This window comes from Thalassolituus sp. UBA3500 (assembly GCF_002377545.1).
GTDB lineage: Bacteria > Pseudomonadota > Gammaproteobacteria > Pseudomonadales > Oceanobacteraceae > Thalassolituus.
In genome coordinates this window covers 149,336-174,759 of record NZ_DFQB01000001.1, presented here as the reverse complement: position 1 = coordinate 174,759, position 25,424 = coordinate 149,336, and the positions used below count along the sequence as shown (strand labels likewise).

Below are 25,424 nucleotides of genomic sequence, written 5' to 3'. Positions count from 1 at the left end.
CGCGCTTCATCGATCAGAATCGAGTCAACCTCATCGACAATGGCAAAGGCGAGATCACGCTGAACTTTCTGCTCTTTCGAGAACGCCATATTGTCGCGCAAGTAGTCGAAACCAAACTCATTGTTTGTGCCGTAAACGACGTCACACTCGTATTGTGGTTTTTTATCCTGTGGCGCCATACCTGGTACAACAGTACCCACGGTCATCCCCAGGAATTCGAACAGTGGACGATTCCAGTCACCGTCACGGCGAGCCAGATAGTCGTTCACGGTAACCACATGAACACTCTTACCGGTTAATGCGTTCAGATAGGAAGGCAGCGTCGCGACCAGCGTCTTACCTTCACCGGTACGCATCTCCGCAATGCGCCCTTCGTGTAACGAGATACCACCGATCAACTGCACATCAAAATGGCGCATACCCATGACACGACGGCTCGCTTCACGGCAGACGGCAAAAGCTTCTGGCAGAAGATCATCCAGAGATTTACCTTTCTGTATGGCTTCCTTGAATTCGCCCGTTTTCGCTCCCAGCTGTTCATCGCTGAGTGCTTTCATATCTTCTTCGAGCGCATTGATGCGGGCGACGATCTTGCCCATACGTTTGAGTTCGCGGCTATTCTTACTGCCGAAAACTTTGCGGAAAATGTTACCAATCATGAGGTTGTGTCTGTCCGTAAAATATTCTGGTACGACGATGCCCGGGCATAGCGTAAAGCAAAGTGCTAAAGGCTACTGAGTTGCCGGGGTGTTGACAAGATGGGAGAGGGTTTTATTCAGCGCGGGCGTCGATGAATGTAGGCTGCCGGATCTACGCTGCGCCCGTTTTTGAAGACTTCGAAGTGTACATGCGGGCCAGTTGAGCGGCCAGTACTACCCATCAAGGCGATCACATCGCTCTTGCGAACGATATCACCGACACTGACTTTGATCTCTTTACAATGCGCGTAGCGGGTTTTGTATCCGTTGCCGTGATTCACTTCTACCAGGTTGCCGTACCCGTAGCGCGGGCCTGAGTAAGTAACAACACCAGCCGCAACGGCAACGATATCAGAGCCGTCTTTGCCCGCGAAATCGACACCTGCGTGCCAGGCAGAGCGACCAGTGAAAGGATCTGCACGATAGCCATAACGCGAGGACATCCAGCCTTTGGTAATCGGACGCCCTGCTACGAAGGTATCTTCGCTCAGCTTCTGAGCTGCGAATAAGTCATCAAGGATATCAAGCTGCTGCTCACGGCTGGTGATACGATCAGCAAGTTGCTGGATCGCGTTAGATATTTCCGGAACCTGATAATTACTCTCTGGCGCAGCGATCGGGCCGCCCACGGAAGGGGCAACACCAAAATCGAACTCATCCGTTGGTAAGCCTGCGCTGTCTACAAGGCGCTCACCAACCGCATCAAGTCGCAGAACGCGGCTCTGAATCTCCGCCAACCGCACAGTAAGCGCAGCCATTTCCTGCTCTGCAGAATGCCTTAAAGCCTGCAGTTCTTCACGCTGCTCTACGAGATCACGCTCCCAGGCTTTGGCTGCATCCGGGGCCAGAGCCATATCACCGCTCAGGCGCTCAGCAAGCCAATAGCCCGCAGCACCCATTGCCATCGGTAGAGCAAACAAAAGCCCCAGCAACAGATGCTTCACTGTGCTGGTCAGTTTAATATTTCGCGATTCACCGTGGCGACGGCCGACAATAATAATGTTCATGGATACAATGACTACTGAATCTGTACCTTACTCTGGCGCTTGCCACCTTCTGGATCTGCACATCTAAAAGCTGCATATACGAATAAGGCCATATCATAAACCATCCTGTTAGCGATGATTACATGAGTATGGCCTTGATAAACAATGAAACAAGCCAGAATTGTGTACTTACGTTAACCGGCAGCAGGTCTCATGTAAGTGATCGGCGAAGTTTCTGTATCTGTGAACTCAACAAATTCCCAGGCATCTTCCTGCTGAAGCAGCTCACGCAACAGTCGGTTGTTCAGACCGTGACCAGATTTATGGCCAACGAACTCACCGATCAGGCTGTGACCGAGAAGATAAAGGTCGCCAACCGCATCGAGGATCTTATGCTTAACGAACTCGTCGTCATAGCGCAGTCCGTCCTCGTTCAGCACACGGTAGTCGTCCACAACGATAGCGTTCTTAACGCTACCTCCCAGAGCAAGATTCTTGGAACGCATGTACTCAAGGTCTTTGGTAAAACCAAATGTGCGAGCGCGACTTACTTCTTTCACGTAAGAAGTCGATGAGAAATCGAGACTGGCCGTTTGAACACTCTGGCGGAAAACAGGGTGATCAAAATCAATCTCAAAGGTCACTTTAAAGCCTTCATAAGGCACGAATGAGGCGATCTTGTCGCCTTCACGAACCTCAACTTTGCGCTTGATACGAATGAACTTCTTCGGTGCTTCCTGCTCAGCAATACCCGCAGATTGCAGCAGGAACACGAACGGGCCAGAACTACCATCCATAATAGGTACTTCCTGAGCGCTGAGTTCAACGATCGCATTATCGATACCCAGACCAGCCATCGCAGACAGCAGGTGCTCAACGGTATCAACCTTGGCGTTATCTTTTACCAGAGTCGTAGACAGCGTGGTTTCGCCAACCTGCAAGGCAGTCGCTGGAATGTCGATGATAGGATCAAGATCAACACGGCGGAAGATAATGCCACTATCCACCGGGGCAGGCTTCAGCGTCAGGTAAACTTTTTCACCTGAGTGCAGCCCCACGCCGGTCGCGCGGATGGTGTTATTAAGAGTGCGTTGTCTTATCATCGGACATTCCTGACATTATTGAACATTTATCGTACAATTGCCGTGCATTATACCAGCAGATTACTAACACGCCAGTGTGTGTTTGTTAATCAGCCTGGCGACGCAAGAATGCTGGAATATCGAGATAGTCCATATCAGGGTTCTCGCCTGAGTCCAGCTTGCGAGCTGCATTACCTGCCTGACGGGTAACCGTCGGACGATCAAGCTCACGATAGTCTGAAGATGTCTCAGGTGCACGGCTTTGTGCCGTGTTATCGACAACCTTTGTCGGCTTTGGTTCCTCAATCACTTCAGATTCACCCAAACCAGTTGCAACTACTGTAACACGCAGTTCGTCAGTCAGGTCAGGATCGATCACTGTACCGACAACAACGGTTGCGTTTTCAGAAGCAAACTCTTCAACGGTCTCACCCACTTCACTGAACTCGCCCAGTGACAGATCAAAGCCAGCCGTTACGTTTACCAGAATACCTTTCGCGCCACGGAGATCAACATCTTCCAGAAGCGGACTACCGATCGCTTTCTCAGCAGCTTCACGTGCGCGGTTCTCGCCGGTGGCTGTGCCTGTACCCATCATTGCCTGACCCATTTCAGACATAACGGTGCGTACGTCTGCAAAGTCGACGTTGATCATACCTGGACGAGTAATCAGATCCGCGATGCCCTGAACTGCGCCCTGGAGAACATCGTTCGCTGCCTTAAAGGCATCAAGAAGAGACGTACCTTTACCCAGAACGGAAAGGAGTTTTTCATTTGGAATAGTAATCAGGGAGTCCACATGCTCAGAAAGCTGTTCGAGGCCCTGACCCGCGATTGCCATGCGCTTCTTCCCTTCAAACGGAAAAGGCTTGGTGACAACCGCTACGGTAAGAATACCGAGTTCTTTTGCGACTTCTGCAACTACTGGAGCACCACCGGTTCCGGTGCCGCCTCCCATACCTGCAGTAATGAATACCATGTCTGCTCCACGCAGAGCTTCTGCGATACGCTCACGGTCTTCCATTGCCGCTTCACGGCCAACGTTCGGATTTGCACCCGCACCCAGACCTTTGGTCAGGCCATTGCCCAACTGAATTACTGAACGAGAATCAACATTACGCAGTGCCTGAGCATCTGTGTTAGCGCAAATAAAGTCGACGCCATCAATCTGACTTTCGACCATATGCTGAACAGCGTTACCGCCGCCGCCACCAACACCGATTACTTTTATTACTGCATTCTGCTGCACATCATCTGCAAGCTCGAACATATCACCTTCTCTTGTATGAGACATAGCATTATCTCCTATTTTCCGCGCGAGTATATTTAATATTAAAAATTATCTTTAATCCATTCTTTTATGCGGCCAAATGGATTTTTTTTATCTTCCTGAACCACTTTATTTCGGGATTTTTTATATTCCTGTCCGGCGGCATATAAAAGCAATCCAACCGACGTTGAATAAATCGGATTATCTATCTCTCCCGACAGGCCGGAAACACCAACAGGACGAGCAAGACGAACAGGCATATGGAAAATTTCTTCGGCGAGTTCTACCACGCCTTCCATTTTAGAAGTACCACCTGTAAGGACAATGCCAGCCGCAATAAGATCCTCGAAACCACTGCGTCTTAACTCCGCCTGAATCAGAGTAAACAATTCGTCATAACGTGGTTCAACAACTTCAGCTAATGCCTGTCGGGAAAGGTCTCGTGGTGGACGATCTCCCACACTTGGCACTTTTACTGTTTCGTCCGCTTTGGCCAATTGAGTCAGCGCACAGGCGTACTTCATCTTAATTTTTTCAGCGTGCTGCGTCGGAGTGCGCAATGCCATCGCAATATCATTTGTCACCTGATCTCCGGCGATCGGAATGACTGCTGTATGACGTATTGCTCCCTCAGTAAAAATTGCGATATCGGTAGTACCACCACCGATGTCGACCATACAGACGCCAAGCTCACGTTCGTCATCTGTGAGTACGGAATAACTCGATGCCAACTGCTCGAGAATAATGTCATCCGTTTCCAGGTTGCAGCGCTGCACACAACGCTCAATATTCTGAATAGCATTCACAGAGCCAGTAACCAGATGAACCTTAGCTTCAAGGCGAACGCCTGCCATACCTACGGGCTCTTTGATTCCTTCCTGACTGTCCACCACGTATTCCTGTGGCAGCACGTGAAGAATCGCTTGATCCTGAGGTATCGCCACTGCCTGAGCCGCGTCGATAACACGTTCGATATCCATCGGGGTAACTTCGCGATCTTTTACCGCAACGATACCGTTTGAGTTCATCGAATGGATATGACTTCCGGCAATGCCTACGTACACCGAGTGAATCGTGCAGCCTGCCATAAGCTCTGCTTCTTCAATCGCTCGCTGAATCGAATGAACGGTAGATTCGATGTTCACTACGACGCCTTTTTTCAGACCGCGACTTGGGCAGCTACCAAGACCTACAACCTCAATATTGCCGTCCACGTCTACTTCACCAACGATAGCAACGACTTTCGAAGTTCCGATATCCAGCCCGACCAGCATTCGCTTCTGCTGCGTTGTGCTCATCAACCTTTCTCCTGCTCAGAGCGCCACTGAATCGCCGCGCCTTTTCCGTATCTCAAATCAACTGCACTGACTTCGTCAGCAGGCAGTCCTGTTAGTAGTTTTTTCAATCGCAGAGCACGCTTCTCAAGGTGCGCGCTGCCGATAAACACATCCCATTGATTACTGAGATGAAGACTCATAGAGCCCGTATCAGAGATATCCATACTCTGAATTTTTATATCACTCGCCCCCATTACCTGCTGAACAAGTCGGAAGTTTTTTATGGACTCGTCGAGGTATTCATTATTTCCGTCAATGGATGCCAATTTATCGACATTAAAATGGTCAGGTATCGACATTAAATCGCCGTTAATACCAATTATTTGGCTGCCATTCCAAACCGCCATCGGAATATCTTCAGATACACTGATTTCTATGCGATCTGGCCAACGCTTTCTGACCTGAACATTATGTATCAGAGGCATATTTAAAACGCTGTCGTATACCGAGGTCAGGTCGGCTGAGTAAAAACCATTACCCAACACCCAACTGACCTGATTTTTAATATCTTCTGGTGACCAGACCACCAGATTACCTTTCACTTCAATTCTTTCGATCAACCACTGATCCATCATCTGGCGACCACCGAAAAACAAACCAACCAGCACTACCGGCAGAACGATCCAGCCAAGCGCATTGACCGAAAACCAGGAAGGCAACCTCAGCTTTATATTCCGTTTAGGCTGCTTTTCTACCTTTTTCGTCGCACCGCGCCGTGCTGCTGCTTTCTTAGTGGCCATGACGCTCTACCGCTTCAATTAATAAGCGGGTAACCAGCTCGGGAAACTCCAGGCCAGACGCCTTCGCAGCCATAGGCACCAGGCTATGATCCGTCATACCCGGGCTGGTATTGGCCTCAAGCAACCAGAAAGCGCCATCGGCATCCTGCATGACATCAATACGCCCCCAGCCCGCTGCTCCCAACACTTCGAATGCTTTCAGCGCCAGCGCCTGAAGTGTTTTTTCTTCGTGGTCACTCAAACCACATGGCAACAGGTATTCAGTGTCATTCGACTGATATTTTGCGTCGTAGTCGTAAAACTCATGAGACGTGCGTAACTGGATGACAGGTAACGCCTCACCGTCGACGATGGCGACTGTAAATTCACGCCCTTCTACCCACCGTTCAGCAAGCACCAGTCCATCGTACTCGCTGGCAAATTCGTAACTGGATTTCAGATCCTCAGCATTATGAACACGACGCATACCAATGCTTGATCCTTCACGAGCGGGCTTAACGATGGCATTAGCATCCAGCGCTTCATTGATCGCTACCCAATCGGAACTGGCATCCAAAAGATAGGCATTTGGCGTTGGTAGTTGCGCCGCCATCCAGATCATTTTTGTACGCCATTTATCCATGGCCAGTGCCGATGCCATAACACCACTGCCGGTGTAAGGCTTATCAAGCCATTCGAGCACCCCCTGGATTGTTCCGTCTTCACCACCACGGCCATGCAAGGCAATAAAGGCAACATCGAAATCCAGCTCTGTCAGTTGACTGATCGCATGCCCTTGAATATCGACACGTACAACATTGCCACCCACACTCTCAAGTGCGTCAGCAACCGCAGTACCACTACGCAATGAAACTTTACGCTCAGCAGAAGTACCACCCATTAACACGGCAATTTTCCCCAGAGTATCGATGCTCATTCTTCGATCTCCTTCAGCCATTCACCAAGGTTTTCAGCAATATTCATCGCTATGCCGCCAATGTCACCGGCCCCTTGAGTTAACAAAAGATCTCCCGGTCGCAACATGGTCTGTAGAGGGGTTTTAAGTGATTCATCCCGTTCAATAAAGACAGGGTCAACCGGACCACGCTGTCGGATAGTTCCACACATTGAACGGCCATCAGCACCAGCGATCGGTTTCTCACCCGCCGGATAAACCTCCATAAGAAGAAGTACATCAGCGTCACTTAACACACGAACGAAATCTTCATACAGATCGCGCGTACGTGAATAACGGTGTGGTTGAAATACCATGACAAGGCGACGTTCAGGAAAGCCTTTACGAATAGCATCCAGAGTAACTTCGAGTTCACGCGGGTGATGACCATAGTCGTCAACCAGCATGACGTCGCCGTTACCTAACGGTACTGTGCCGTTTATCTGAAAGCGTCGGCCAACACCTTCGAATTTTTCCAGCGCCAGAACTATCGATTGCTCATCAACACCTTCATCTTCCGCAACGGCTATGGCGGCCAGTGCATTCAGTACATTGTGCTTACCCGGCATCCGCATACGTATAGAAAGAGGCGCATCTTTACCTGAGCGATGAACGTTAAAGCTGGTGAAAATGCCATCCTGCTGAAGATCAGTCGCGCGATAGTCGGCGTCTTCAGAAAAACCATACGTCGTTACCTGACGACTCAGACCCGGAAGAATACTTCTGACGTTATCATCGTCGATGCAAACAACCGCGAGACCATAAAAAGGCAGGTTGTGCAGAAACTCGATGAAGGTATTTTTCAGTTTTTCAAAATCGCCACCATATGTACTCATATGGTCCGCATCGATGTTCGTGACGATTGAAACCATAGGCTGGAGATGAAGAAAGCTCGCATCGCTTTCATCCGCTTCAGCGACCAGATAACGACTTAAACCCAGGCGAGCATTGGCTCCAGCGCTGTTGAGTTTGCCACCGATGACAAACGTAGGGTCCAGCTTTGCTTCAGCCAGAACTGACGTCACAAGACTGGTAGTTGTTGTCTTACCGTGTGTACCTGCGACCGCAATACCATGACGGAAACGCATCAGTTCAGCCAACATTTCTGCACGTCGGACAATCGGCACACGACGCGTTAGCGCTGCACTCACTTCTGGATTACTCTCATCGATAGCCGTCGATACGACCAAGACATCAGCTTCGCTGATGTTATCTTCTTGGTGACCAATAAAGACTTCTGCACCCAGCGTTCTGAGACGCTGTGTTACTGCCGAATCTTTCAAGTCAGACCCGGTAATCCGATAGCCCTGGTTCAGCAGCACTTCTGCAATACCACACATACCAGCACCGCCAATGCCTACAAAATGGATCACTCGAATCCGGCGCATTTCTGGAATCATATTCACTAAATCTGAGGGGTGTTTATTGCTCACGCGCGAACCTCCTGACCTGCTCAACTACTTTTTCAGTGGCATCAGTCATAGCCAGTCCACGAGCCTTAATAGACATGTCACGCAGCAAAGCGCGATCCTGTTCGAGCTGCACCCATTGCTGCGACAGCCAATCAGGTGTCAGTTCAGCCTGCTGACGAATAATTGCTGCTCCCTCTTTTTGCAGGTACTGAGCATTCACCGTCTGATGATCATCGACGGCATATGGGAAAGGAACAAAAATCGCAGCGCAGCCCGCTGCCGCCACTTCTGAAACAGTGAGTGCGCCAGAACGACAAACCACAAGATCTGCCCAAGAATATGCAGCAGCCATATCATCAATAAATGCTGTCACATCGACGTCAATACCCGCTTCGGTATACATCGTCTGCACTTCATCAATATTTCTCTTCCCTACCTGGTGCCTCAGATCAGGTCGCTGCTCTGGAGAAAGCATCGCCATGGCTTCAAACACAGCATTATTTAAAGCAACAGCGCCAAGGCTTCCGCCAACGACTAAGACACGCAACTTCCCTTCATGAAATTCCCGCACATCCGGTGCTGGAATCTGAGCGACCTCTTCGCGTACTGGGTTTCCTGTCACCAAAGCACCTTCAAGTGCTCCAGGAAATGCTTGCATCGTTACTGCAGAAAAACGCTGCAATAATTTGTTGGTCATGCCCGCAAAGGCATTCTGCTCATGAATCAACAGCGGGATTCCTTTCAACCAGGCTGCAATGCCACCCGGCCCCGTCGCATATCCACCCAGGCCGACGACTGCCAAAGGTTTTACTTTACGAATAACGGCAAGCGCTTGCCCGACTGCCTTTAAAATTTTCAACGGCGCGCCCAAAAGACCTAACTTTCCTTTACCACGCAACCCGGCAATATTAATTGTGTGCAGAGGAAAGCCATTCGCTGGTACCAGATCTGCTTCTATGCCTGCAGATGTTCCTAGCCAATGAATTTCATAGCCCTGCTCTTTTAACGCGTGGGCGACAGCAAGTGCCGGGAAAACATGACCTCCGGTTCCGCCTGCCATCATGAGGACCACGTTACTCATTTACGTCCTCCTCTTTAGTTTGATTCGACTGGCGCGCCAGCTCAGTTTCATAGGTAACACGCATCACAATACCGACCATGGCACAACACATCATTAAGCTACTGCCGCCATAACTGAAAAATGGAAGCGTCAGCCCCTTAGTCGGCAATAAGCCGGTATTTACCCCAAGGTTAATAACGATCTGCAAACCAAGCAGAGCTGCCAGACCAGTCGCGACGTAAGATGCATACATCAGCCCTTGTTTTTGCGCTTCCCAGGCGATATTCCAGATACATGCCACCAGATACCCAAGTAAACCAAGAGCAACTAAGCCACCGACCAGGCCGGTTTCTTCGGCCCAGATTGCGAATACAAAATCGGTATGAGCTTCAGGGAGATAAAATAATTTCTGAACACTTTCGCCAAATCCAACGCCGAACAACTCTCCACGACCGAACGCAATCAAAGACTGAGTCAGCTGATAACCTGTGCCGTATACGTGTTCAGGAGCCCAAGGGTTCAGATAAGCTAAGAGGCGATTAACCCGATAATCTTCACTACCGACAACAAGCACGCCGATAGCAACGGTCGCGAAAGTTAGAAGGAAGAATTGACCGGCTTTTACACCACCAAGAAACAACATAATCATGGCGGCACCGAGAAGCACTACGACGGCGCCAAAATCCGGCTCCATAAGTAAGAGTCCAACCATCGCCCCGAGGATACCCAGAGGTTTAAGAAATCCAGACCACTGACTCTTTACTTCATCTTCACGGCGTACCAGGTAACCAGCAACATAAAATACGGCACCAACCTTAGCTAACTCCGACGCCTGAATTTTAATAATTCCGAGGTTCAGCCAGCGCTGACTACCATTTACTTCATGCCCTATACCCGGAACAAAAACCAGTATCAGCCCAAGTATGCCTGCAAGCAGAAGGAGGCCATCAAACTTTGCCCAGCGCGACATCGAAATCTGCGACGTTGCGAAAGCCACAGCAATACCAGCGGCGAGATAGACCGCGTGACGAATAGCGAAATAGGCAGGGTTGCCCGTGTAATCTTCAGCAATCCCTGTCGATGCAGAAGCTACCATCAGCCAACCCAGTACCAGCAGTGCAATCCATGGGTAAAATAAAGAGCTGTTTTGTTGCCAGCGGAGAGCATCCATATTCATGACAACGCCCCCACGCAACCACAGAAAAATTCACCTCGATGAACGTAGTTACGGAACTGATCAAAACTGGCGCACGCAGGAGAGAACAGCACAGTATCACCCGAGGTAGCCTGTTCACTTGCCGCATTGACTGCGTCAGTGAGAGTGCTGAATACTCCTTTCACGGTTGTAGCTGAAAGCGCTGATACCATGATATCCCGGTCTGCACCGTAGAGATAAACACCGGCCACTCGCTTCTCACAGGCAGCCGCCAGCTCGGCAAAAGTCTGCCCTTTGCTCTCGCCACCAGCAATTAACCAAAGCTCTCCTTCAGTCACCGGCCCAAGGCCTTGAATCGCGGCAACGGTTGAGCCTTCATTGGTGCCTTTTGAATCGTTAATATATTCAACACCATTGATCACAGCGACATGCTGACAACGATGATCCAGACCTTTGAAGTTCTTTAACCCATTCAGGCATTTGTCAGAATCAATATTTAAGTCTGCTCTGAGCGCATCAATAAAAGCTAAGGCAGCCAGGGCATTTGCAATATTGTGCATGCCGCGAATAGAAAGATCTGATGCCTTGATCAGCCGCTCACTACCATGAGCCAACCAGATATCCTCGCCGTCCGCTGTAATACCGAAAGCGTTACTATCAGGTATCGCCAAAGAGAACTTCGTAGAACTGTCTGATACCGTTAATGCGGGCAATGTATGGTCGTCATCACCATTTACAATGACGTGCTGAGCGCCCTGAAAAATACGCTGCTTGGCTCTCTCGTAATCCGCCATGCCGGCGTAGCGGTCCATATGATCCGGTGAAATATTCAGGATTCCCGCAACCTCGGCATTGAGATTGCGGGTGGTTTCTAACTGAAAGCTTGATAGTTCAGCAACATACACATCTACAGGCGTCTGCTCAGTCAGAAGATCAAGCACAGGAAGACCAATATTCCCACAGGCCACGGCCTTTACACCTGCGGCATTCAGCATATCTGTCACAAGGCTTGTCACCGTGCTCTTGCCATTGGAACCAGTAATCGCGATAACCGGCCGGGTACGATATTCAGAAAATAACTGAACATCGCCAGAAATTGTTACCCCTTTCTCTGCTGCTGCAATAAAGGTTGGCGTGTTCACATTAATGCCCGGACTGACAACCAGTTCGTCGTACTGAGCGAGCACATCCGCGTCAGGTAACCCAAGCGTAATATCGATACCTGGAAATTCACTGCGAATACTATCGATCGCAGGCAGCTCAGTGCGTGTGTCACACAAACTGAAATTAAAACCACGGGATTGACAAAAACGCGCGCACGACAGACCTGTCAGCCCGAGGCCAACGATCAGATAGCGCTTAATGTTCTTAGTTTCTGTCGTCATTTTCGATACTGCCTTCGCAATCAGCGAATTTTCAATGTTGCTAGCCCGATCAGGACCAGAATGATAGTAATGATCCAAAAGCGCACAATAACGCGAGGTTCAGGCCAGCCTTTAAGTTCAAAGTGATGGTGCAGCGGAGCCATGCGGAAAATACGACGCCCCGTTAATTTGAAAGATGCCACCTGCAAAATGACCGATACCGTTTCAGCGACAAAAATACCGCCCATGATAAACAGTACGATTTCCTGACGAATAACAACGGCGACAATACCCAATGCGGCTCCCAAAGCTAAGGAACCTACGTCGCCCATAAATACTTGAGCCGGATAGGTGTTAAACCAGAGAAACCCAATACCCGCACCTACGATCGCGGCACAGAAAACGGCCAGTTCACCCGAGTCAGCGATATACGGAATGTGCAGATAGTCTGCAAAATTCACATTACCAGCGAGATAGGCACATACACCCAGTGCGGCCGCCACCATTACAGTAGGCATAATGGCCAACCCATCAAGACCATCAGTCAGGTTGACCGCGTTACTTGAACCAACAACAACGAAGTAAGTCAGTACGATAAACATCAGACCCAGTTGCGGCATGACATCTTTAAAGAATGGTACAACCAGTTGAGTTTCCTGCGGTGACTGAGCACTGTAGAAAAGATAAGCGCCAGCAATCAGAGCCAGCACAGACTGCCAGAAATACTTCCAACGGCCAGGCAAACCGCGAGAGTTTTTCTCCACAACTTTACGGTAATCATCTACCCAACCGATCGCTCCGAATGCCAGAGTGACCAGTAGAACCAACCAGACGTATCGATTCTCCAGATCACCCCAAAGCAACGTACTCAGCGCAATAGATAAGAGGATCAAGGCTCCGCCCATCGTCGGTGTACCGGCTTTACTCAGGTGCGACTTAGGGCCCACTTCACGGATCGCCTGACCAATCTGATATTCACGCAATTTACGGATAACCACCGGCCCCAATATCAAGGCAACGGCCAACGCAGTACCTACTGAAAATATTGCCCTCAGTGTCAGATAAGTCACCACACCGAATCCAGAGTGGTACTGTGCGAGCCATTCACCCAGCCAAAGCAACATAGTCAGTCTTCCTCTTTTTCTGTCAGTGAACGGACAACCAGGTCCATTCCTGCGCTGCGGGACCCCTTCACCAATAAGGTGTCTCCGTTTTTAGTTGTTTTTGTTAAATATTCAGTAACGGCATGTCGGCTTTCAAACCAATGTCCGCTATCGCCGAACGTCTCAACCGCTGACTTACTCAAAGGGCCGGTCGCGACCAGACATTCAATATTCTGTTCTTTCGCATAGGCACCTACCTGTGCATGCATCTCTTCTGCAGCATCACCCAGCTCACCCATATCGCCCATAACAAGGATGCGGCGCCCCTCAGCCAGTTTGAGCACATCGATTGCAGCACAAAATGATTCTGGATTAGCGTTGTAGGCATCGTTAAAAATCACCTGACCCTCACGGCCTTCGCAGTGTTCCAGCCGACCAGCAACAGCCGCCGCCTGTTCAAGCCCTGCCTTAATTTCAGCGGCACTAAAACCAAGATGAGTGGCTGCAGCAGCGACAGCAAGCGCATTTCGAACATTGTGCAGACCAGATAATGACAGTGAGACCTGCACTGATTCCTGAGGCAGCTTGAGAGTGAATTTATTCCCCATCAGAGACTCATGCATATCAGTGGCGGTAATATCCGCTTCAGTACTGAAGCCAAAAGAAATAATCTTCAGAGATGCAGCACGCGCCTGCCATTGGCTGAAGTAACGATCATCGGCATTCAGTATCATGGCGCCAGAAGGAGCTACGGAATCAATAAGCTCACCTTTCGTTAAGGCAATATTATCTACAGAGCCAAACCCTTCGAGATGCGCAGGCACGACGTTTGTCAGGATTCCAACGTCAGGACGCGTCAGATTGGCGGTATAGGCAATCTCTCCTACGCCGCTGGCACCCAACTCAATCATGGCAGCTTCATGCTCTGGCTGAAGTGACAGCAACGTGAGTGGTGCACCGATATGATTATTCAGATTGCCCTGCGTAATTAAGGTTTTGTAGCGCTGACTAAGCACCGATCCCATCAGCTGTTTAACCGTAGTTTTTCCAGCACTGCCGGTCACCGCGACAACGTGGCCAGTAAACTGATCACGATGCCAGGCTGCGATATCAGCCAGTGCACGCAGAGTATTTTTTACTTTTATCTGAGGCAGCTCAGTGCTCAACTCGCGCTCAACAAGCATGGCCAAGGCGCCAGAATTATAAGCACTATTGGCAAAGTCGTGCCCATCAAAACGCTCACCTTTTAAAGGAACGTATAAACTTCCCTTCTGAATAGTGCGCGTATCCGTAGAGACCGCAAGACAGATAGCCTCGGCATCCCCACAAAGCAACTCTCCACCTGTAATCTCTGCAATCTCAGCCAGAGTAGGATTACGAAGCATAACCACCTCCGGCACGCTGATATCCTAATGACAGCAACACTGCTTCATCGCTGTACTTATGCTTAACACCCATGATGTCCTGATAATTCTCGTGACCTTTACCTGCGATCAAAAGAACACCGTCTTCAGGTGTTGCTTCAATAGCGGCAGTAATTGCTGCAGCACGGTCATGTATGTACGTAAAATCCGACGCATCCGGGGAGTCAGAGACGTCATTAAAAATTTGTTCTGCCGATTCAGTACGAGGGTTATCGTCTGTCAGCCACACGTTATCGGCTAACGCTGCGGCACTTGCCATAAGCGTGCGTTTAGTCCGGTCGCGGTCACCACCACAGCCAAAAACAAGTGAAATCGAATCACTTAGCGGAGCCAAACTGTTTATCGCAACACGAATAGCTTCTGGCGTGTGCGCAAAATCAATCACAGCCTTGCAGCCACCGGGTTTCGTATAGAGCGCCATACGACCCGCGACCGGTTGCAGAGTTTCAGCTTTAGCCAGTAAATCATCAAAATTTTCGCCGGTGACAGCTAGCGTCGTCACTGCAGCTGCCAGATTCGCAACGTTAAATTCACCCAGCAGCGGCAAATAAACATCGCCTGCTCCCCATGGAGTCTGTAGCTCGGCTTTCATACCACTTTTCGTTGCAGTAATTTTATTAAACAAAACATCCGCTTTATTATTCTTACTGGATGAAATTGTCAGATAGTGATCGCAGAGATCCGGCATATTCAGAAGACGGGCACCGTATTCGTCATCGATATTTATAACGGCTGATTTTGCTGTATCTTTATCAAATAGTGCAGCTTTTGCGGCAAAATAGTTTGCCATGTCGCCGTGGTAATCAAGATGATCCTGAGTAATATTGGTGAGTACAGCGACGTCAATAATCAATCCGGCGACACGGCCCTGATGTAAACCATGCGATGAAACTTCCAGGGCTGCTGAGTCTGCGCCTGCCTCGAAAAACTGATCGAGCAAACGGTAAACCACACAGATGTCTGGTGTCGTATTCTTTGTTTCTTCAAAATCCGGGAAGAAACCATTTCCCAGCGTGCCAACGACACCGCATCGTTTTCCACTAGCGGCTGCAAGCTGTGCAATGAATTGAGTCACGGATGATTTACCGTTCGTCCCTGTCACACCATACAGTGTCAACGATTTAAAACCCGGATAACGGTTCTGCAGCCACACTGGAAGCTGCTGTTCCAGATCAGAGACAGGAAAAACCGGGACATTTCCAGATTCACAACGGAACATTTCGGCGTTCTCAGAAAACACAGCAACCGCACCCGCATCAATCGCAGCAGAAATAAATTCCTGACCATGTGAAGCGTGACCTTTTCGAGCGACAAACAAGTCGCCCGGTTGAATATCACGACTATCAGAGTGGATGTGATTGAATTCACGATCCCACTCAGGAGGCATAAACATTGTACCGGCGATCATTTCAGAGATCTTCATCTCGCACCTCCGGCAACTTGCAGCCATTCATTTTCAACCGGAGCATCAGGAATCACCTGACGTAATCGGAGAGCCTGCTCCATTACCCGAGCGAACACCGGCGCCGCAACTTCCCCACCGTAGTATTCTTTACCCTGAGGCTCATCAACAATCACCACCAGAACCAGCTCTGGATCAGAGATAGGCGCGATACCCGCAAACACTGCGGTGTATTCAGAATCTTCATAACCACCGCGACCAACTTTGTGAGCCGTTCCGGTTTTGCCACCGACCAGATAGCCATCGACAGCTGCGCGTTTACCAGTACCTTTTGGACCAACGACAGTCCCTAACATATCGAGAATCTGTCGTGCAGTTTTCTCAGACATAACTCGTTCACAAGGTTGCTGACCTACTTGCGACATCAAGAGTGAAACGTGCTCACGACAGCCATCTGTGAAACTGGTATAGGACTCAGCCAACTGCAGTGGAGAAACGGAAAGACCGTATCCATAAGATACGGTCGAAAGACGAAGGTCATCCATTTGTTCCGGGTAGGGCATACTACCCACTGCTTCTCCGGGGAAGCCCAATGTGCCGGGGCGGCCCAGCCCTGCATGATCGAAAAATTGCCACATCGAATCTGGCCCAAGGTCCTGAGCTAACTTCGATACCCCCACATTGCTCGATTTGGTAATAATCCCTGTCAGGTCCAGCTCACCATAATTACGGTGATCCCGAATCGCTTTCCTTTTGACTCTTATCCAGCCTGGCGAAGTATCAACAATCGTATCCGGAGAATACCGACCACTTTCTATCGCAGCCGCGACAGTAAATGGCTTCATAGTCGAACCCGGCTCGACAAGATCGGCAACAGCACGGTTACGCATATTTCCGGGCTTCAGATCAGCCCTGTTATTTGGGTTGTAAGAAGGCTGACTGACGAGCGCCAGCACCTCACCTGTCTTAGCATCCAGCATAACAGCACTGCCTGCGGTCGCATGGTGAGACTGCACTACCGCTTTTAATTCACGATACGCGATATATTGCAGACGCAGATCAATGGTTAATTGAAGATCATTACCGGGTTCAGCAACGGCTTTAACACCGAGTTGCTTAATCACGTTACCGTAGAGGTCTTTTACGACTTGGCGAGAGCCTGCTTTCCCTGACAGATAATCGTCAAATGCAAGCTCTAACCCTTCCTGACCCTTACCATCAATATTTACCAGGCCCAATGTATGGGAAGTAACCTCTGCCGCTGGGTAGTAGCGTCGAAAATCCGTATCGCCGTACAAGCCAGCGATTTTTTTATTCAACACCTGGGTAGCAATTTCAGGCTCAACCTGACGTTTCACATAATAAAAGCTGCGCCCCTGACGTTGCGCACGATCAACCCGACGTTTCAGTTCTGCGCCGTTCAATTCCAGTAGCGGAGCAACGAGTGATAGTTCAGAAGAGTCTATTTGCTGAGGATTTACCCAGAGTGTTGTTACCGGCGTACTGACCGCCAGCGGCTCACCGTGGCGATCAACAATCATGCCGCGGGTAGCTGGCTGTACTTCACTCCGTACGGTTCTTTTTTCGCCTTGTTCAAACAGAAAGGGTTGCTCGACGGTATGCAGCATCACCAGACGGGCAGCGACGACGAAAAGCAGAAGAGCAAACGCACCCAGCACCAGCGCAAAGCGCCAGCGTTGAATACCTTCTTTCAACTCATTTTCTTCAAGTGCCATCAGCGGAAAACCCGTGTATTTTCTGGTTCTTTCATTCCTAGGCGCTTTCGCGCCAGAGTGTCTATTCGTCCATGGGCCGTAAGCGTACTTTTCTCGAGCACAAGACGACTATGCTCTTCAGCCAGCGCTTGACGGTCAGCGTCTGCTTTCTGCCAAACCTGCAGCAAATCGCGATTCCAGGTAACAACACTCAACTGCGATATTGCAGATATAAGCACCGCTCCCCAAAGCACTGAATTTCCCCATGTCATGCCAAGCGCTCAGCAATTCTTAATACAGCACTGCGCGCACGTGGATTACGATCAATCTCAGCTCTAGTCGGCATGATTGCTTTGCCGATTTTTTTCATTGTTTTGCCAAGCTGATCTTCCATAACAGGTAACCCCGGCGGCAGATCTTTTCCTTTTTCCTGGGCGCGGATAAAGCGCTTGACCATCCGATCTTCCAGCGAGTGAAAGCTAATCACCGAGAGACGCCCAGCTGGCAAAAGAAGGTCGACACTGTCAGCCAGTACATTTTCCAGATCACCCAGCTCGTTATTCACTGCGATTCTGATTGCCTGAAACGCACGTGTAGCAGGATGCTTATGTTTCTCCCACGCGGGGTTCGCATGTTTAATTATTTCTGCAAGCTGAAGTGTCCGGGTGATTTCTTCATTTTTTCGCTTTTCAACGAGCACTCTTGCCATGCGTCTCGCGAAACGCTCTTCCCCGTATTCTTTCAACACTCGGGCAATTTCTGATTCTGGTGTTGTGGCCACCCACTCTGCAGCGCTGATGCCCGAGTCCGGATTCATACGCATATCGAGAGGGCCATCTTTCATAAAGCTGAATCCACGCTCAGCATCGTCCAGCTGAGGAGACGACACCCCAAGATCCAACAGAATGCCATTCACTTTCTCGATACCAAGACTGGCGAGAGCAGACCTCATATCTGCAAAGCTGGATTGCACTATCTGAAAGCGTGCATCTTCAGCTGCCAGCTCATTGCCACTTTCAATGGCACGGGGATCTTTATCAAAACCAATCAGGCGCCCCTGATTCCCGAGCTTACTCAGCAGCTGCCGGCTATGTCCGCCGCGACCAAATGTGCCATCGACATACACACCGTCCGGATCAATAACGCATCCATCCACCGTCTCATTCAGTAAAACCGTGGTATGTGCTAACTCAGGAGAAATGGTCACAGGGAAATACTCATTATTTGTTCGGACAGCTGACTTTCATCATTCACCTGTTCCAGATATTCATCCCGGGTACCTTCCCAGGACGCCTTACTCCATAACTCCAACTTCTTACCCTGACCGATCAGAACGGTCTCTTTCTCAAGGCCGGCGTATTCGCGCAGCGCAGCCGGCAACAGAATCCGGCCACTACCATCGATTTCCACATCGGTAGCATGACCCACCAGCAAACGCTGAATACGGCGGGCGCGAGGATCAAAGGTTGGTAAGGAGGTGATTTTCGCTTCGATTTCTTCCCATTCATTAACGGGATAGATGAGTAGAGAACGCTCTTCGGTATCGATCGTCACAACCATATGGCCACCACAAAGCACCGCCAGACGTTCCCGAAACTTAGCCGGGATCGCCAGGCGCCCTTTGGCGTCCAGATTGATCGTGTTTAAACCGCGAAACATGCGTCCGTCCTTAATACATGTGGGTAAGTACTAACATCACTAACTTCCCACAATTACCCACTATTCTCCACAATTAGACACTATAGGAATCAGACTGCTCCTTTGCAAGCATTTGCGGGGTGTGAAATCAGCTATTTTTTTTAATAAACACAAGGACTTAGCAGAGGTGGGGGAAAGGGTGGGAGGAAGTGGGGAATAAAACCCAAACGAAGTACCCCACCTGCGCCAGATAGTTAAAGTAACTTGTTAAGTTAGTGGTTACTCATGCAGTTTTAGACAATTTTATTATATGAGAGTGACCACTAACAAACTTAAGTTCTTAGAGCAGCAATGGCCTGACAGAAGCCGGGTCAAAGCCCGCGATCACCATTCCGATAAAAACCAGCCAGAGTTGCCGGAAACATAGGGACAATGCGGGGGCAGACGTTTTACACTCCTCAGACTTTCCAAGGAATGTACTGGTTACAATGAAACAATTGCTGCTTAAACCCTTTATCAAAGGGTCGATGGTGTTACTGCCTCTTTTGGTTACCGTCTGGTTGGTATGGTCTGTCCTGACATCGCTCAATGACCTTGGCGTCCGTGCACTCCAATTATTACATCCCGATCTGGTTCTTTTCCCAGGCATGGGGGTTGTTGTGATGCTTGTAACTCTGCTCGCAGTGGGGCTGGCCTTCCAGTTGAACCCCATCAACTGGGTTTATCAGTATGTCGAGGACGCCTTCCTGCGCTTACCACTGGTGAAAACTCTGTATGGTGCAGTGAAAGATTTCGCCGCCATGTTTGACGGCGACAAGCCCAAAGCTCAACAAGTCGTCCTGGTCGAAATGCCAGGTATTGGACAGCTAGTGGGCTTCGTGACCGCAGATCACGTTCCGGAGCAAGTGTCTGAAAGTGCTCATGCAGACAACCTGTTGCCCGTTTACCTGCCGATGAGCTACATGGTCGGTGGATACACGCTATTTTTACCGAAAGACCGCCTGACTTACGTCGACTGGTCGGTGGAAGATGCTATGCGCTTTGCTGTAACTGCGGGTATCTCGCAAAGTCAGGCTCGTCATCGTCATCACGATGATCATCAACCCCACAGCAGCCAACCCTCTGGCAGAGCAGAACAACCACAAAAAGAAGAACCTCAGACAGGCAACGTCTGAACAGGCATCCACCGGGGCATTGCCCCGGTGTACGTACTACTCGCCCAGAGTCTGCGCCAATGCGCCCACCATATTGCTGGTCAGATAGGCAAGATCACCCTCACGCATGATGTAAGGTGGCATGACGTAAAAATTATGCGCAAAAGGGCGAACCCAGATACCGCGATCAACACAGGCTGGCTGGAGACGCTTCACGTCAACCGGGTCCTTCAACTCAATAACACCGATAGCACCAAGTACACGCACATCAGCTACGCCCTCAAGCTCAGAAGCACGACTCAGGCCCTGCTTCAGGCCTAGCTCAATTCCTGAGACCTGCCTTTGCCAGTTATTCTCCATCAGCAGGTCGAGACTGGCGCAAGCAACACGACAGGCCAGAGGGTTAGCCATAAAGGTAGGCCCGTGCATAAAGCACCCTGCCTCACCGCGACTGATCGTTTCTGCAACCTCGGTGGTCGCCAACGTCGCCGCCAGGGTCATATACCCCCCAGTAATCGCCTTCCCAACGCACATGATGTCCGGGCTGATCCCGGCGTACTCGCAAGCAAACAACTTTCCGGATCGTCCGAACCCTGTTGCGATTTCATCCGCAATCAGCAGAACACCAAATTCATCACACAAGGAGCGTGCCTGACGCAGATACTCCGGATGATAAAAGCGCATTCCTCCCGCCCCCTGCACAACAGGCTCAAGAATTAAGGCCGCGATACTCTTATGATTTTTTTCGAGACACTCTCTCAGAGGTGCAATGTCATCAGGATTCCATTCCTCTTCGAAACGGGTCTGAGGCGCAGGAACGAAAAACTGCTCAGGCAGAATACCGCTGAAGAGATGGTGCATCCCCCGCTTAGGATCACAAACCGACATAGCGCCGAGCGTATCGCCATGATATCCACGCTCCAGCGCCAACAAGCGCGTGCGCGTCGTTTCGCCGCGTGCATGCTGATACTGAATGGCCATTTTGATCGCGACCTCGACAGACACTGAGCCGGAATCCGCAATGAACACTTTTTCCAGTCCGTCGGGCGTCAGCGCAACAAGGCGCCTTGCCAGCTCAATTGCCGGACCATGGGTTAGGCCACCGAACATAACGTGGCTCATTCGTTCAGCCTGTTCATTCAACGCCGCATTCAGCACAGGATGGTTATAGCCATGAACCGTGCACCACCAGCTCGACATACCATCAATTAACTCTCGCCCATCCTGCAGCTTCAGACGCACTCCCGACGCACTGACTACGGGCCAGGTATGGCCAGGGTCCGTCATTGAGCTGTACGGATGCCAGACATGCTCACGATCATAATTAAGGTCAGGCTGGATAAAATGGGTGGACATGTGTGCTCCTGAGATTCTGGCTGTACTCCCGTCAGGCCTTAGGATGACGCAGTTTTATGCCACCTGTAAACCAGAGTACTGCTCCGTAGTTGACCACTGATTACGACAGAATAAGATACCGACACTTACTTGCGGAGTTATCTATGAGTTGGCAAGACCGTTTTTCGTCTGCTCTTCAGCAAAGAAAACAAAATCACCTGTTGCGCCAACGGCAGACGCTGCACTCTCCGCAAAGCACCCACGTATCCTGTGGCAACGCCCAGTTATTGAACTTCTGCAGCAACGATTATCTCGGCCTGGCCAACACCGGTGGCGACGACCTCGCTCGCGCGGCACAGGACTGGCAATTCGGTAGCGGTGCTTCTCACCTTGTTTGTGGGCACACCCGTGCACATCATGATCTTGAAAAAGCACTGGCTGAATTCACCGGATACCCCAGGGCTTTACTGTTCTCAACCGGCTACATGGCTAATGTTGGCGTGATCAGTGCGTTGGCACAGCGCGGCGACTTTATCTTTCAGGACAAACTGAACCACGCCTCACTGCTGGACGGCGCTCAGCTAAGTCGCGCAAAAATGACCCGCTACCGCCACTGCGACTACCAGCAACTGGATGATTTACTGTCAGCTACCTCGGGCGATTGTTTAGTCGTCAGCGACAGTATTTTCAGCATGGATGGCGACCTGGCAGACGTCGCCAGGCTCGCCGAAATCAGTCAGCACCATGACGCACTGCTGATGATTGATGATGCGCACGGGATCGGCGTTCTAGGCAAGAATGGCCATGGCGTCAGAGAGCACTTCGACCTGCCGCAAGAGGCCTTACCTGTTTATATAGGAACATTGGGTAAGGCACTGGGGGGATATGGAGCCTTCGTTGCCGGCAGTGATGATCTTATTGAGTACCTGATTCAATTTTCGCGCTCCTATATTTACACCACAGCAATGCCTCCAGCCGTCGCACAAGCGATGCTTGGGAACCTCGAGCGCGCCAGAGACAACAAGCTGCGAGAGGCTCTGACCGATCGTATCAAGCTGTTTCGCAGTGGCGCCGAAGCACGCGGACTCCCTCTGATGGACTCTGAAAGCCCTGTACAACCACTTCTGACAGGAAGCAGCGATCGTGCACTACGAATCAGTGACAGCCTAAAGCAACAGGGCATCTGGATATCAGCGATACGTCCGCCCACCGTCCCACAAGGTGAAGCGCGGTTACGCGTCACCCTGACAGCTGCTCATACCGCCGAAGATATCGCGACTCTGCTTACCGCTCTGGAATCCGCATTCACAGGGGATGTTCAATGACGTCACCCTGGCAAAAAATCCGGACCACTCCGGGCAGCGACCTGAACTGGTTATGGCTACCGGGCTGGAGCTTCAGCGCAGATGTATTTGAAACTTTCTATGACGAGCTGCCGGGCCACCATTGGGCTGCCGACTACCTCAATTGCGCCGTCAGTTTTGAAACTGCGGCAGCGAGCCTGGCGGCGACAGCCCCCGGTACGGGTGACGGCGTAAATTTACCGGCAATCTGGATTGGCTGGTCATTAGGCGGCGCACTGGCAGCCAAAGCCTTCTCTGCAACCCCCGCCCCTCGAAATCACTTCCTGGTCACGTTGGCAACAGGGCAGCGTTTTCTTTCCGATAAGACGGGCAACGGTATGCCGACAGAAGACTTTGAGGCATTTTCTCAGTCTTTAACTTCGAACGCAGAGACAACACTGAAACGTTTTACGGGCCTGTGTGCACAGGGCAGCTCTGAAGCACGTTCACTGATGAAGCAGTTAAAGAGCAGCCAACACCCCGTTCGGAGCGAGCTTAACCACACACTTGAGTGGCTAAGATACGAAGATCTGCTTCCCTCACTCCGGAGCCTGCATTTGTACGGTCACGCAGATGCGCTTAAGCCTTCTCATATGCCCCCCGCTGAACTAAGCCCGGGAGAGAGCCATACCTTCTTTCTTACGACAGAAGGCAAGCATCACTTGCTGGAAAGGCTGCATCAGTTGGCAGAGCAGCTACAGCATGAATCAGCCAAACGAGAGGAAATGCAATGACGGGCCGCGATAAACGTCAGGTCGCGCAGCATTTCAGTCGTGCTGCTCAGACTTATGATCGTGCCGCCAGCATTCAGCAACGCGCTGTCACGGCATTGCTCAATCAACTGCCTGCACTGTCAGGACACTGGCTCGATATCGGCTGTGGTACCGGCGTCGCGTTACCGCACCTGCGCTTAAAAGGTGCCAACCGGGTTACCGGAATCGACCTCGCCGAAGGCATGCTGGAAGCCGCTGTCAGTCACGCAGATCCTCAGACTGATCTGTTGCTTGCCGATGCAGACGACCTTCCTCTACCCGACTGCTCGGCAGACGGCCTGATCTCAAGCCTGATGCTGCAATGGAGCGAAGCACCGGAAGAAACACTCAAAGAGTGGCGGCGAGTCATGAAACCGGGGAGCCGCATTGCCATAGCAACCTTGCTCCCGGGCACTCAAAGAGAGCTACAGCAAGCCTGGGAAGCGATTGATGATCGCCCTCATGTGAATGAATTCGAAACCCCAAAACGCCTGAACCATGCGTTAACGCAGGCTGGTTTCACAGACGTTGTTTTTGAGCAGGACTGCCTGACCGAGTACTACGATTCTGTACCTGACCTGCTACGCAGCCTGAAAGCCATTGGCGCCACCAATGTGAATGCAGGCCGCCGGGCTGGCCTGGGTGGCCGCGCAGCCATTGAGGCACTGAGCAGGCACTATCCAACCACCCTACATATGGGACAAACCGCCTATCCACTGAGCTACGAAGTGCTCTGGATCTATGCCCTTGTACACCCAGAACACCCCACTGAGCCAAAACCATGAAACGCTACTTTCTGACAGGTACCGATACAGACGCTGGTAAAACACTGATCAGCGCAGCACTGCTGCAGCGTGCTGTTCTCGACGGACATACCAGCTTCGGCCTGAAGCCCATTGCTTCAGGCTCCGACGTTACCGAAGTAGGACTCAGAAATCGCGACGCCCTGCTTCATCAGAAGTACTCATCAGGCAACCTTGGGTATGAGGTCCACAACCCCATCACACTGAAGCCAGCCATCGCCCCCCATATTGCGGCACAAGAAGCGGGCCTGAGCCTGACATGCAGCTCGCTGATCGAATCGTGTGAGAACGGGCTAATACAGACCGCCGACTACCAACTCATCGAAGGCGCCGGTGGCTGGCTGGTTCCATTGAATGACAAAGAAACTCTCGCCGACTTTACAGCTACCCTCGATTTGCCAGTCATACTCGTCATTGGTCTTAAACTGGGTTGCATTAACCACGCCTGCCTGACGGTTGAGGCGATCCAGCAACGCGGGCTGACGGTTGCAGGCTGGGTCGCAAATTCTGTCGATCCAGACATGGAGGCCCAGCAGGATAATCTACGTTATCTGACTCAATGGTTTAATCAGCGTGATATTCAAAGCCTGGGAACAGTCCCTCATATAGCATCCATCGACCCTTTCGATGAAGATTCCCTGAAACAGGTGTCGGACTGCCTGCACTGGCCGGATTGACCGGTTTCAGTGACGAAGGTACGGCTCCTTGCTATAGTT

Annotated in this window: 24 protein-coding genes; 5 read left to right on the top strand and 19 right to left on the bottom strand. The window is 50.7% G+C overall.

All coding sequences use genetic code 11. From position 1 onward, the window contains the following. The 18 genes from B2R29_RS00805 to mraZ form a co-directional block, all read right to left on the bottom strand. A partial coding sequence (locus tag B2R29_RS00805) for a DEAD/DEAH box helicase (RefSeq protein ID WP_349677977.1) occupies positions 1-659 on the bottom strand: 659 nt, incomplete at its 3' end. Positions 660-775: 116 nt separating this feature from the next. After that, positions 776-1,705 carry a M23 family metallopeptidase gene (locus B2R29_RS00800; RefSeq protein ID WP_301179351.1) on the bottom strand — a complete coding sequence of 310 codons (930 nt, stop codon included), beginning with the start codon at positions 1,703-1,705 and terminating at the stop codon, positions 776-778. A 173-nt stretch (positions 1,706-1,878) separates the two neighbouring features. After that, entirely contained in the window at positions 1,879-2,787 is a 909-nt protein-coding gene (gene lpxC, locus B2R29_RS00795) for a UDP-3-O-acyl-N-acetylglucosamine deacetylase (RefSeq protein ID WP_301179350.1), read from the bottom strand. An 85-nt stretch (positions 2,788-2,872) separates the two neighbouring features. Then, on the bottom strand, positions 2,873-4,036 hold the full coding sequence (gene ftsZ, locus B2R29_RS00790; protein ID WP_301179476.1) for a cell division protein FtsZ: 1,164 nt from the start codon (positions 4,034-4,036) through the stop codon (positions 2,873-2,875). A 62-nt stretch (positions 4,037-4,098) separates the two neighbouring features. Continuing rightward, entirely contained in the window at positions 4,099-5,334 is a 1,236-nt protein-coding gene (gene ftsA / locus B2R29_RS00785; protein WP_301179349.1) for a cell division protein FtsA, read from the bottom strand. Continuing rightward, the gene (locus B2R29_RS00780; RefSeq protein ID WP_301179348.1) at positions 5,334-6,113 is read right to left on the bottom strand and encodes a cell division protein FtsQ/DivIB; all 780 of its coding nucleotides are present in this window, start codon (positions 6,111-6,113) and stop codon (positions 5,334-5,336) included. Before B2R29_RS00780 ends, ftsA begins: the two co-directional genes overlap by 1 nt. Then, positions 6,103-7,029, bottom strand: coding sequence for a D-alanine--D-alanine ligase (locus tag B2R29_RS00775; protein WP_301179347.1), 927 nt, complete (start codon positions 7,027-7,029; stop codon positions 6,103-6,105). The genes B2R29_RS00780 and B2R29_RS00775 overlap by 11 nt, the downstream gene beginning before the upstream one ends. Then, positions 7,026-8,447: a UDP-N-acetylmuramate--L-alanine ligase gene (gene murC / locus B2R29_RS00770; RefSeq protein ID WP_301179475.1), complete on the bottom strand. Its 1,422-nt coding sequence runs from the start codon at positions 8,445-8,447 to the stop codon at positions 7,026-7,028. The genes B2R29_RS00775 and murC overlap by 4 nt, the downstream gene beginning before the upstream one ends. A 22-nt stretch (positions 8,448-8,469) precedes the next feature. Then, on the bottom strand, positions 8,470-9,540 hold the full coding sequence (murG, locus tag B2R29_RS00765) for an undecaprenyldiphospho-muramoylpentapeptide beta-N-acetylglucosaminyltransferase (RefSeq protein WP_301179346.1): 1,071 nt from the start codon (positions 9,538-9,540) through the stop codon (positions 8,470-8,472). After that, on the bottom strand, positions 9,533-10,696 hold the full coding sequence (gene ftsW, locus B2R29_RS00760) for a putative lipid II flippase FtsW (protein ID WP_301179345.1): 1,164 nt from the start codon (positions 10,694-10,696) through the stop codon (positions 9,533-9,535). Before ftsW ends, murG begins: the two co-directional genes overlap by 8 nt. After that, a complete protein-coding gene (gene murD, locus B2R29_RS00755; protein WP_301179344.1) occupies positions 10,693-12,060 on the bottom strand; it encodes a UDP-N-acetylmuramoyl-L-alanine--D-glutamate ligase in 1,368 nt (455 codons plus the stop codon). The genes ftsW and murD overlap by 4 nt, the downstream gene beginning before the upstream one ends. 20 nt (positions 12,061-12,080) lie before the next feature. Next, positions 12,081-13,163: a phospho-N-acetylmuramoyl-pentapeptide-transferase gene (mraY, locus tag B2R29_RS00750; protein WP_301179343.1), complete on the bottom strand. Its 1,083-nt coding sequence runs from the start codon at positions 13,161-13,163 to the stop codon at positions 12,081-12,083. Between the two features lie 2 nt (positions 13,164-13,165). Continuing rightward, on the bottom strand, positions 13,166-14,527 hold the full coding sequence (locus B2R29_RS00745) for a UDP-N-acetylmuramoyl-tripeptide--D-alanyl-D-alanine ligase (RefSeq protein ID WP_301179342.1): 1,362 nt from the start codon (positions 14,525-14,527) through the stop codon (positions 13,166-13,168). Further along, a complete protein-coding gene (locus B2R29_RS00740) occupies positions 14,517-15,989 on the bottom strand; it encodes a UDP-N-acetylmuramoyl-L-alanyl-D-glutamate--2,6-diaminopimelate ligase (RefSeq protein WP_301179341.1) in 1,473 nt (490 codons plus the stop codon). The genes B2R29_RS00745 and B2R29_RS00740 overlap by 11 nt, the downstream gene beginning before the upstream one ends. Next, complete coding sequence (locus B2R29_RS00735) at positions 15,986-17,704, bottom strand: peptidoglycan D,D-transpeptidase FtsI family protein (protein WP_301179340.1); 1,719 nt, start codon at positions 17,702-17,704, stop codon at positions 15,986-15,988. Before B2R29_RS00735 ends, B2R29_RS00740 begins: the two co-directional genes overlap by 4 nt. Next, the gene (ftsL, locus tag B2R29_RS00730; RefSeq protein ID WP_301179339.1) at positions 17,704-17,955 is read right to left on the bottom strand and encodes a cell division protein FtsL; all 252 of its coding nucleotides are present in this window, start codon (positions 17,953-17,955) and stop codon (positions 17,704-17,706) included. Before ftsL ends, B2R29_RS00735 begins: the two co-directional genes overlap by 1 nt. Then, a complete protein-coding gene (gene rsmH / locus B2R29_RS00725; RefSeq protein ID WP_301179474.1) occupies positions 17,952-18,884 on the bottom strand; it encodes a 16S rRNA (cytosine(1402)-N(4))-methyltransferase RsmH in 933 nt (310 codons plus the stop codon). Before rsmH ends, ftsL begins: the two co-directional genes overlap by 4 nt. Positions 18,885-18,886: 2 nt before the next feature. Further along, entirely contained in the window at positions 18,887-19,342 is a 456-nt protein-coding gene (gene mraZ, locus B2R29_RS00720) for a division/cell wall cluster transcriptional repressor MraZ (protein ID WP_076513608.1), read from the bottom strand. Positions 19,343-19,809: 467 nt separating this feature from the next. Between mraZ and B2R29_RS00715 the strand changes: the two genes are divergently transcribed. Beyond that, the gene (locus B2R29_RS00715) at positions 19,810-20,496 is read left to right on the top strand and encodes a DUF502 domain-containing protein (protein ID WP_301179338.1); all 687 of its coding nucleotides are present in this window, start codon (positions 19,810-19,812) and stop codon (positions 20,494-20,496) included. A 36-nt stretch (positions 20,497-20,532) separates the two neighbouring features. On the opposite strand, the gene bioA is transcribed toward B2R29_RS00715, so the two are convergent. Continuing rightward, complete coding sequence (bioA, locus tag B2R29_RS00710; protein WP_301179337.1) at positions 20,533-21,831, bottom strand: adenosylmethionine--8-amino-7-oxononanoate transaminase; 1,299 nt, start codon at positions 21,829-21,831, stop codon at positions 20,533-20,535. A gap of 143 nt (positions 21,832-21,974) precedes the next feature. On the opposite strand from bioA, the gene bioF reads away from it, so the two are divergent. The 4 genes from bioF to bioD are packed head-to-tail and all read left to right on the top strand — an operon-like array spanning position 21,975 to position 25,385. Beyond that, positions 21,975-23,135 (top strand): 8-amino-7-oxononanoate synthase, encoded by a 1,161-nt coding sequence (bioF, locus tag B2R29_RS00705; protein WP_301179336.1) that lies wholly within the window; start codon positions 21,975-21,977, stop codon positions 23,133-23,135. Next, on the top strand, positions 23,132-23,887 hold the full coding sequence (locus tag B2R29_RS00700; protein WP_301179335.1) for an alpha/beta fold hydrolase: 756 nt from the start codon (positions 23,132-23,134) through the stop codon (positions 23,885-23,887). The genes bioF and B2R29_RS00700 overlap by 4 nt, the downstream gene beginning before the upstream one ends. Continuing rightward, the gene (locus tag B2R29_RS00695) at positions 23,884-24,690 is read left to right on the top strand and encodes a methyltransferase domain-containing protein (protein ID WP_301179334.1); all 807 of its coding nucleotides are present in this window, start codon (positions 23,884-23,886) and stop codon (positions 24,688-24,690) included. The genes B2R29_RS00700 and B2R29_RS00695 overlap by 4 nt, the downstream gene beginning before the upstream one ends. Beyond that, entirely contained in the window at positions 24,687-25,385 is a 699-nt protein-coding gene (bioD, locus tag B2R29_RS00690; protein WP_301179333.1) for a dethiobiotin synthase, read from the top strand. The genes B2R29_RS00695 and bioD overlap by 4 nt, the downstream gene beginning before the upstream one ends. Positions 25,386-25,424: the final 39 nt, after the last annotated feature.

Bases quoted from the DNA above. Each gene is read 5' to 3' on its own strand.
- B2R29_RS00800 (WP_301179351.1), bottom strand. From the start codon at position 1,705: ATGAACATTATTATTGTCGGCCGTCGCCACGGTGAATCGCGAAATATT.
- lpxC (WP_301179350.1), bottom strand. From the start codon at position 2,787: ATGATAAGACAACGCACTCTTAATAACACCATCCGCGCGACCGGCGTG.
- ftsZ (WP_301179476.1), bottom strand. From the start codon at position 4,036: ATGTTCGAGCTTGCAGATGATGTGCAGCAGAATGCAGTAATAAAAGTA.
- ftsA (WP_301179349.1), bottom strand. From the start codon at position 5,334: ATGAGCACAACGCAGCAGAAGCGAATGCTGGTCGGGCTGGATATCGGA.
- B2R29_RS00780 (WP_301179348.1), bottom strand. From the start codon at position 6,113: ATGGCCACTAAGAAAGCAGCAGCACGGCGCGGTGCGACGAAAAAGGTA.
- B2R29_RS00775 (WP_301179347.1), bottom strand. From the start codon at position 7,029: ATGAGCATCGATACTCTGGGGAAAATTGCCGTGTTAATGGGTGGTACT.
- murC (WP_301179475.1), bottom strand. From the start codon at position 8,447: ATGATTCCAGAAATGCGCCGGATTCGAGTGATCCATTTTGTAGGCATT.
- murG (WP_301179346.1), bottom strand. From the start codon at position 9,540: ATGAGTAACGTGGTCCTCATGATGGCAGGCGGAACCGGAGGTCATGTT.
- ftsW (WP_301179345.1), bottom strand. From the start codon at position 10,696: ATGAATATGGATGCTCTCCGCTGGCAACAAAACAGCTCTTTATTTTAC.
- murD (WP_301179344.1), bottom strand. From the start codon at position 12,060: ATGACGACAGAAACTAAGAACATTAAGCGCTATCTGATCGTTGGCCTC.
- mraY (WP_301179343.1), bottom strand. From the start codon at position 13,163: ATGTTGCTTTGGCTGGGTGAATGGCTCGCACAGTACCACTCTGGATTC.
- B2R29_RS00745 (WP_301179342.1), bottom strand. From the start codon at position 14,527: ATGCTTCGTAATCCTACTCTGGCTGAGATTGCAGAGATTACAGGTGGA.
- B2R29_RS00740 (WP_301179341.1), bottom strand. From the start codon at position 15,989: ATGAAGATCTCTGAAATGATCGCCGGTACAATGTTTATGCCTCCTGAG.
- B2R29_RS00735 (WP_301179340.1), bottom strand. From the start codon at position 17,704: ATGGCACTTGAAGAAAATGAGTTGAAAGAAGGTATTCAACGCTGGCGC.
- ftsL (WP_301179339.1), bottom strand. From the start codon at position 17,955: ATGACATGGGGAAATTCAGTGCTTTGGGGAGCGGTGCTTATATCTGCA.
- mraZ (WP_076513608.1), bottom strand. From the start codon at position 19,342: ATGTTTCGCGGTTTAAACACGATCAATCTGGACGCCAAAGGGCGCCTG.
- B2R29_RS00715 (WP_301179338.1), top strand. From the start codon at position 19,810: ATGAAACAATTGCTGCTTAAACCCTTTATCAAAGGGTCGATGGTGTTA.
- bioA (WP_301179337.1), bottom strand. From the start codon at position 21,831: ATGTCCACCCATTTTATCCAGCCTGACCTTAATTATGATCGTGAGCAT.
- bioF (WP_301179336.1), top strand. From the start codon at position 21,975: ATGAGTTGGCAAGACCGTTTTTCGTCTGCTCTTCAGCAAAGAAAACAA.
- B2R29_RS00700 (WP_301179335.1), top strand. From the start codon at position 23,132: ATGACGTCACCCTGGCAAAAAATCCGGACCACTCCGGGCAGCGACCTG.
- B2R29_RS00695 (WP_301179334.1), top strand. From the start codon at position 23,884: ATGACGGGCCGCGATAAACGTCAGGTCGCGCAGCATTTCAGTCGTGCT.
- bioD (WP_301179333.1), top strand. From the start codon at position 24,687: ATGAAACGCTACTTTCTGACAGGTACCGATACAGACGCTGGTAAAACA.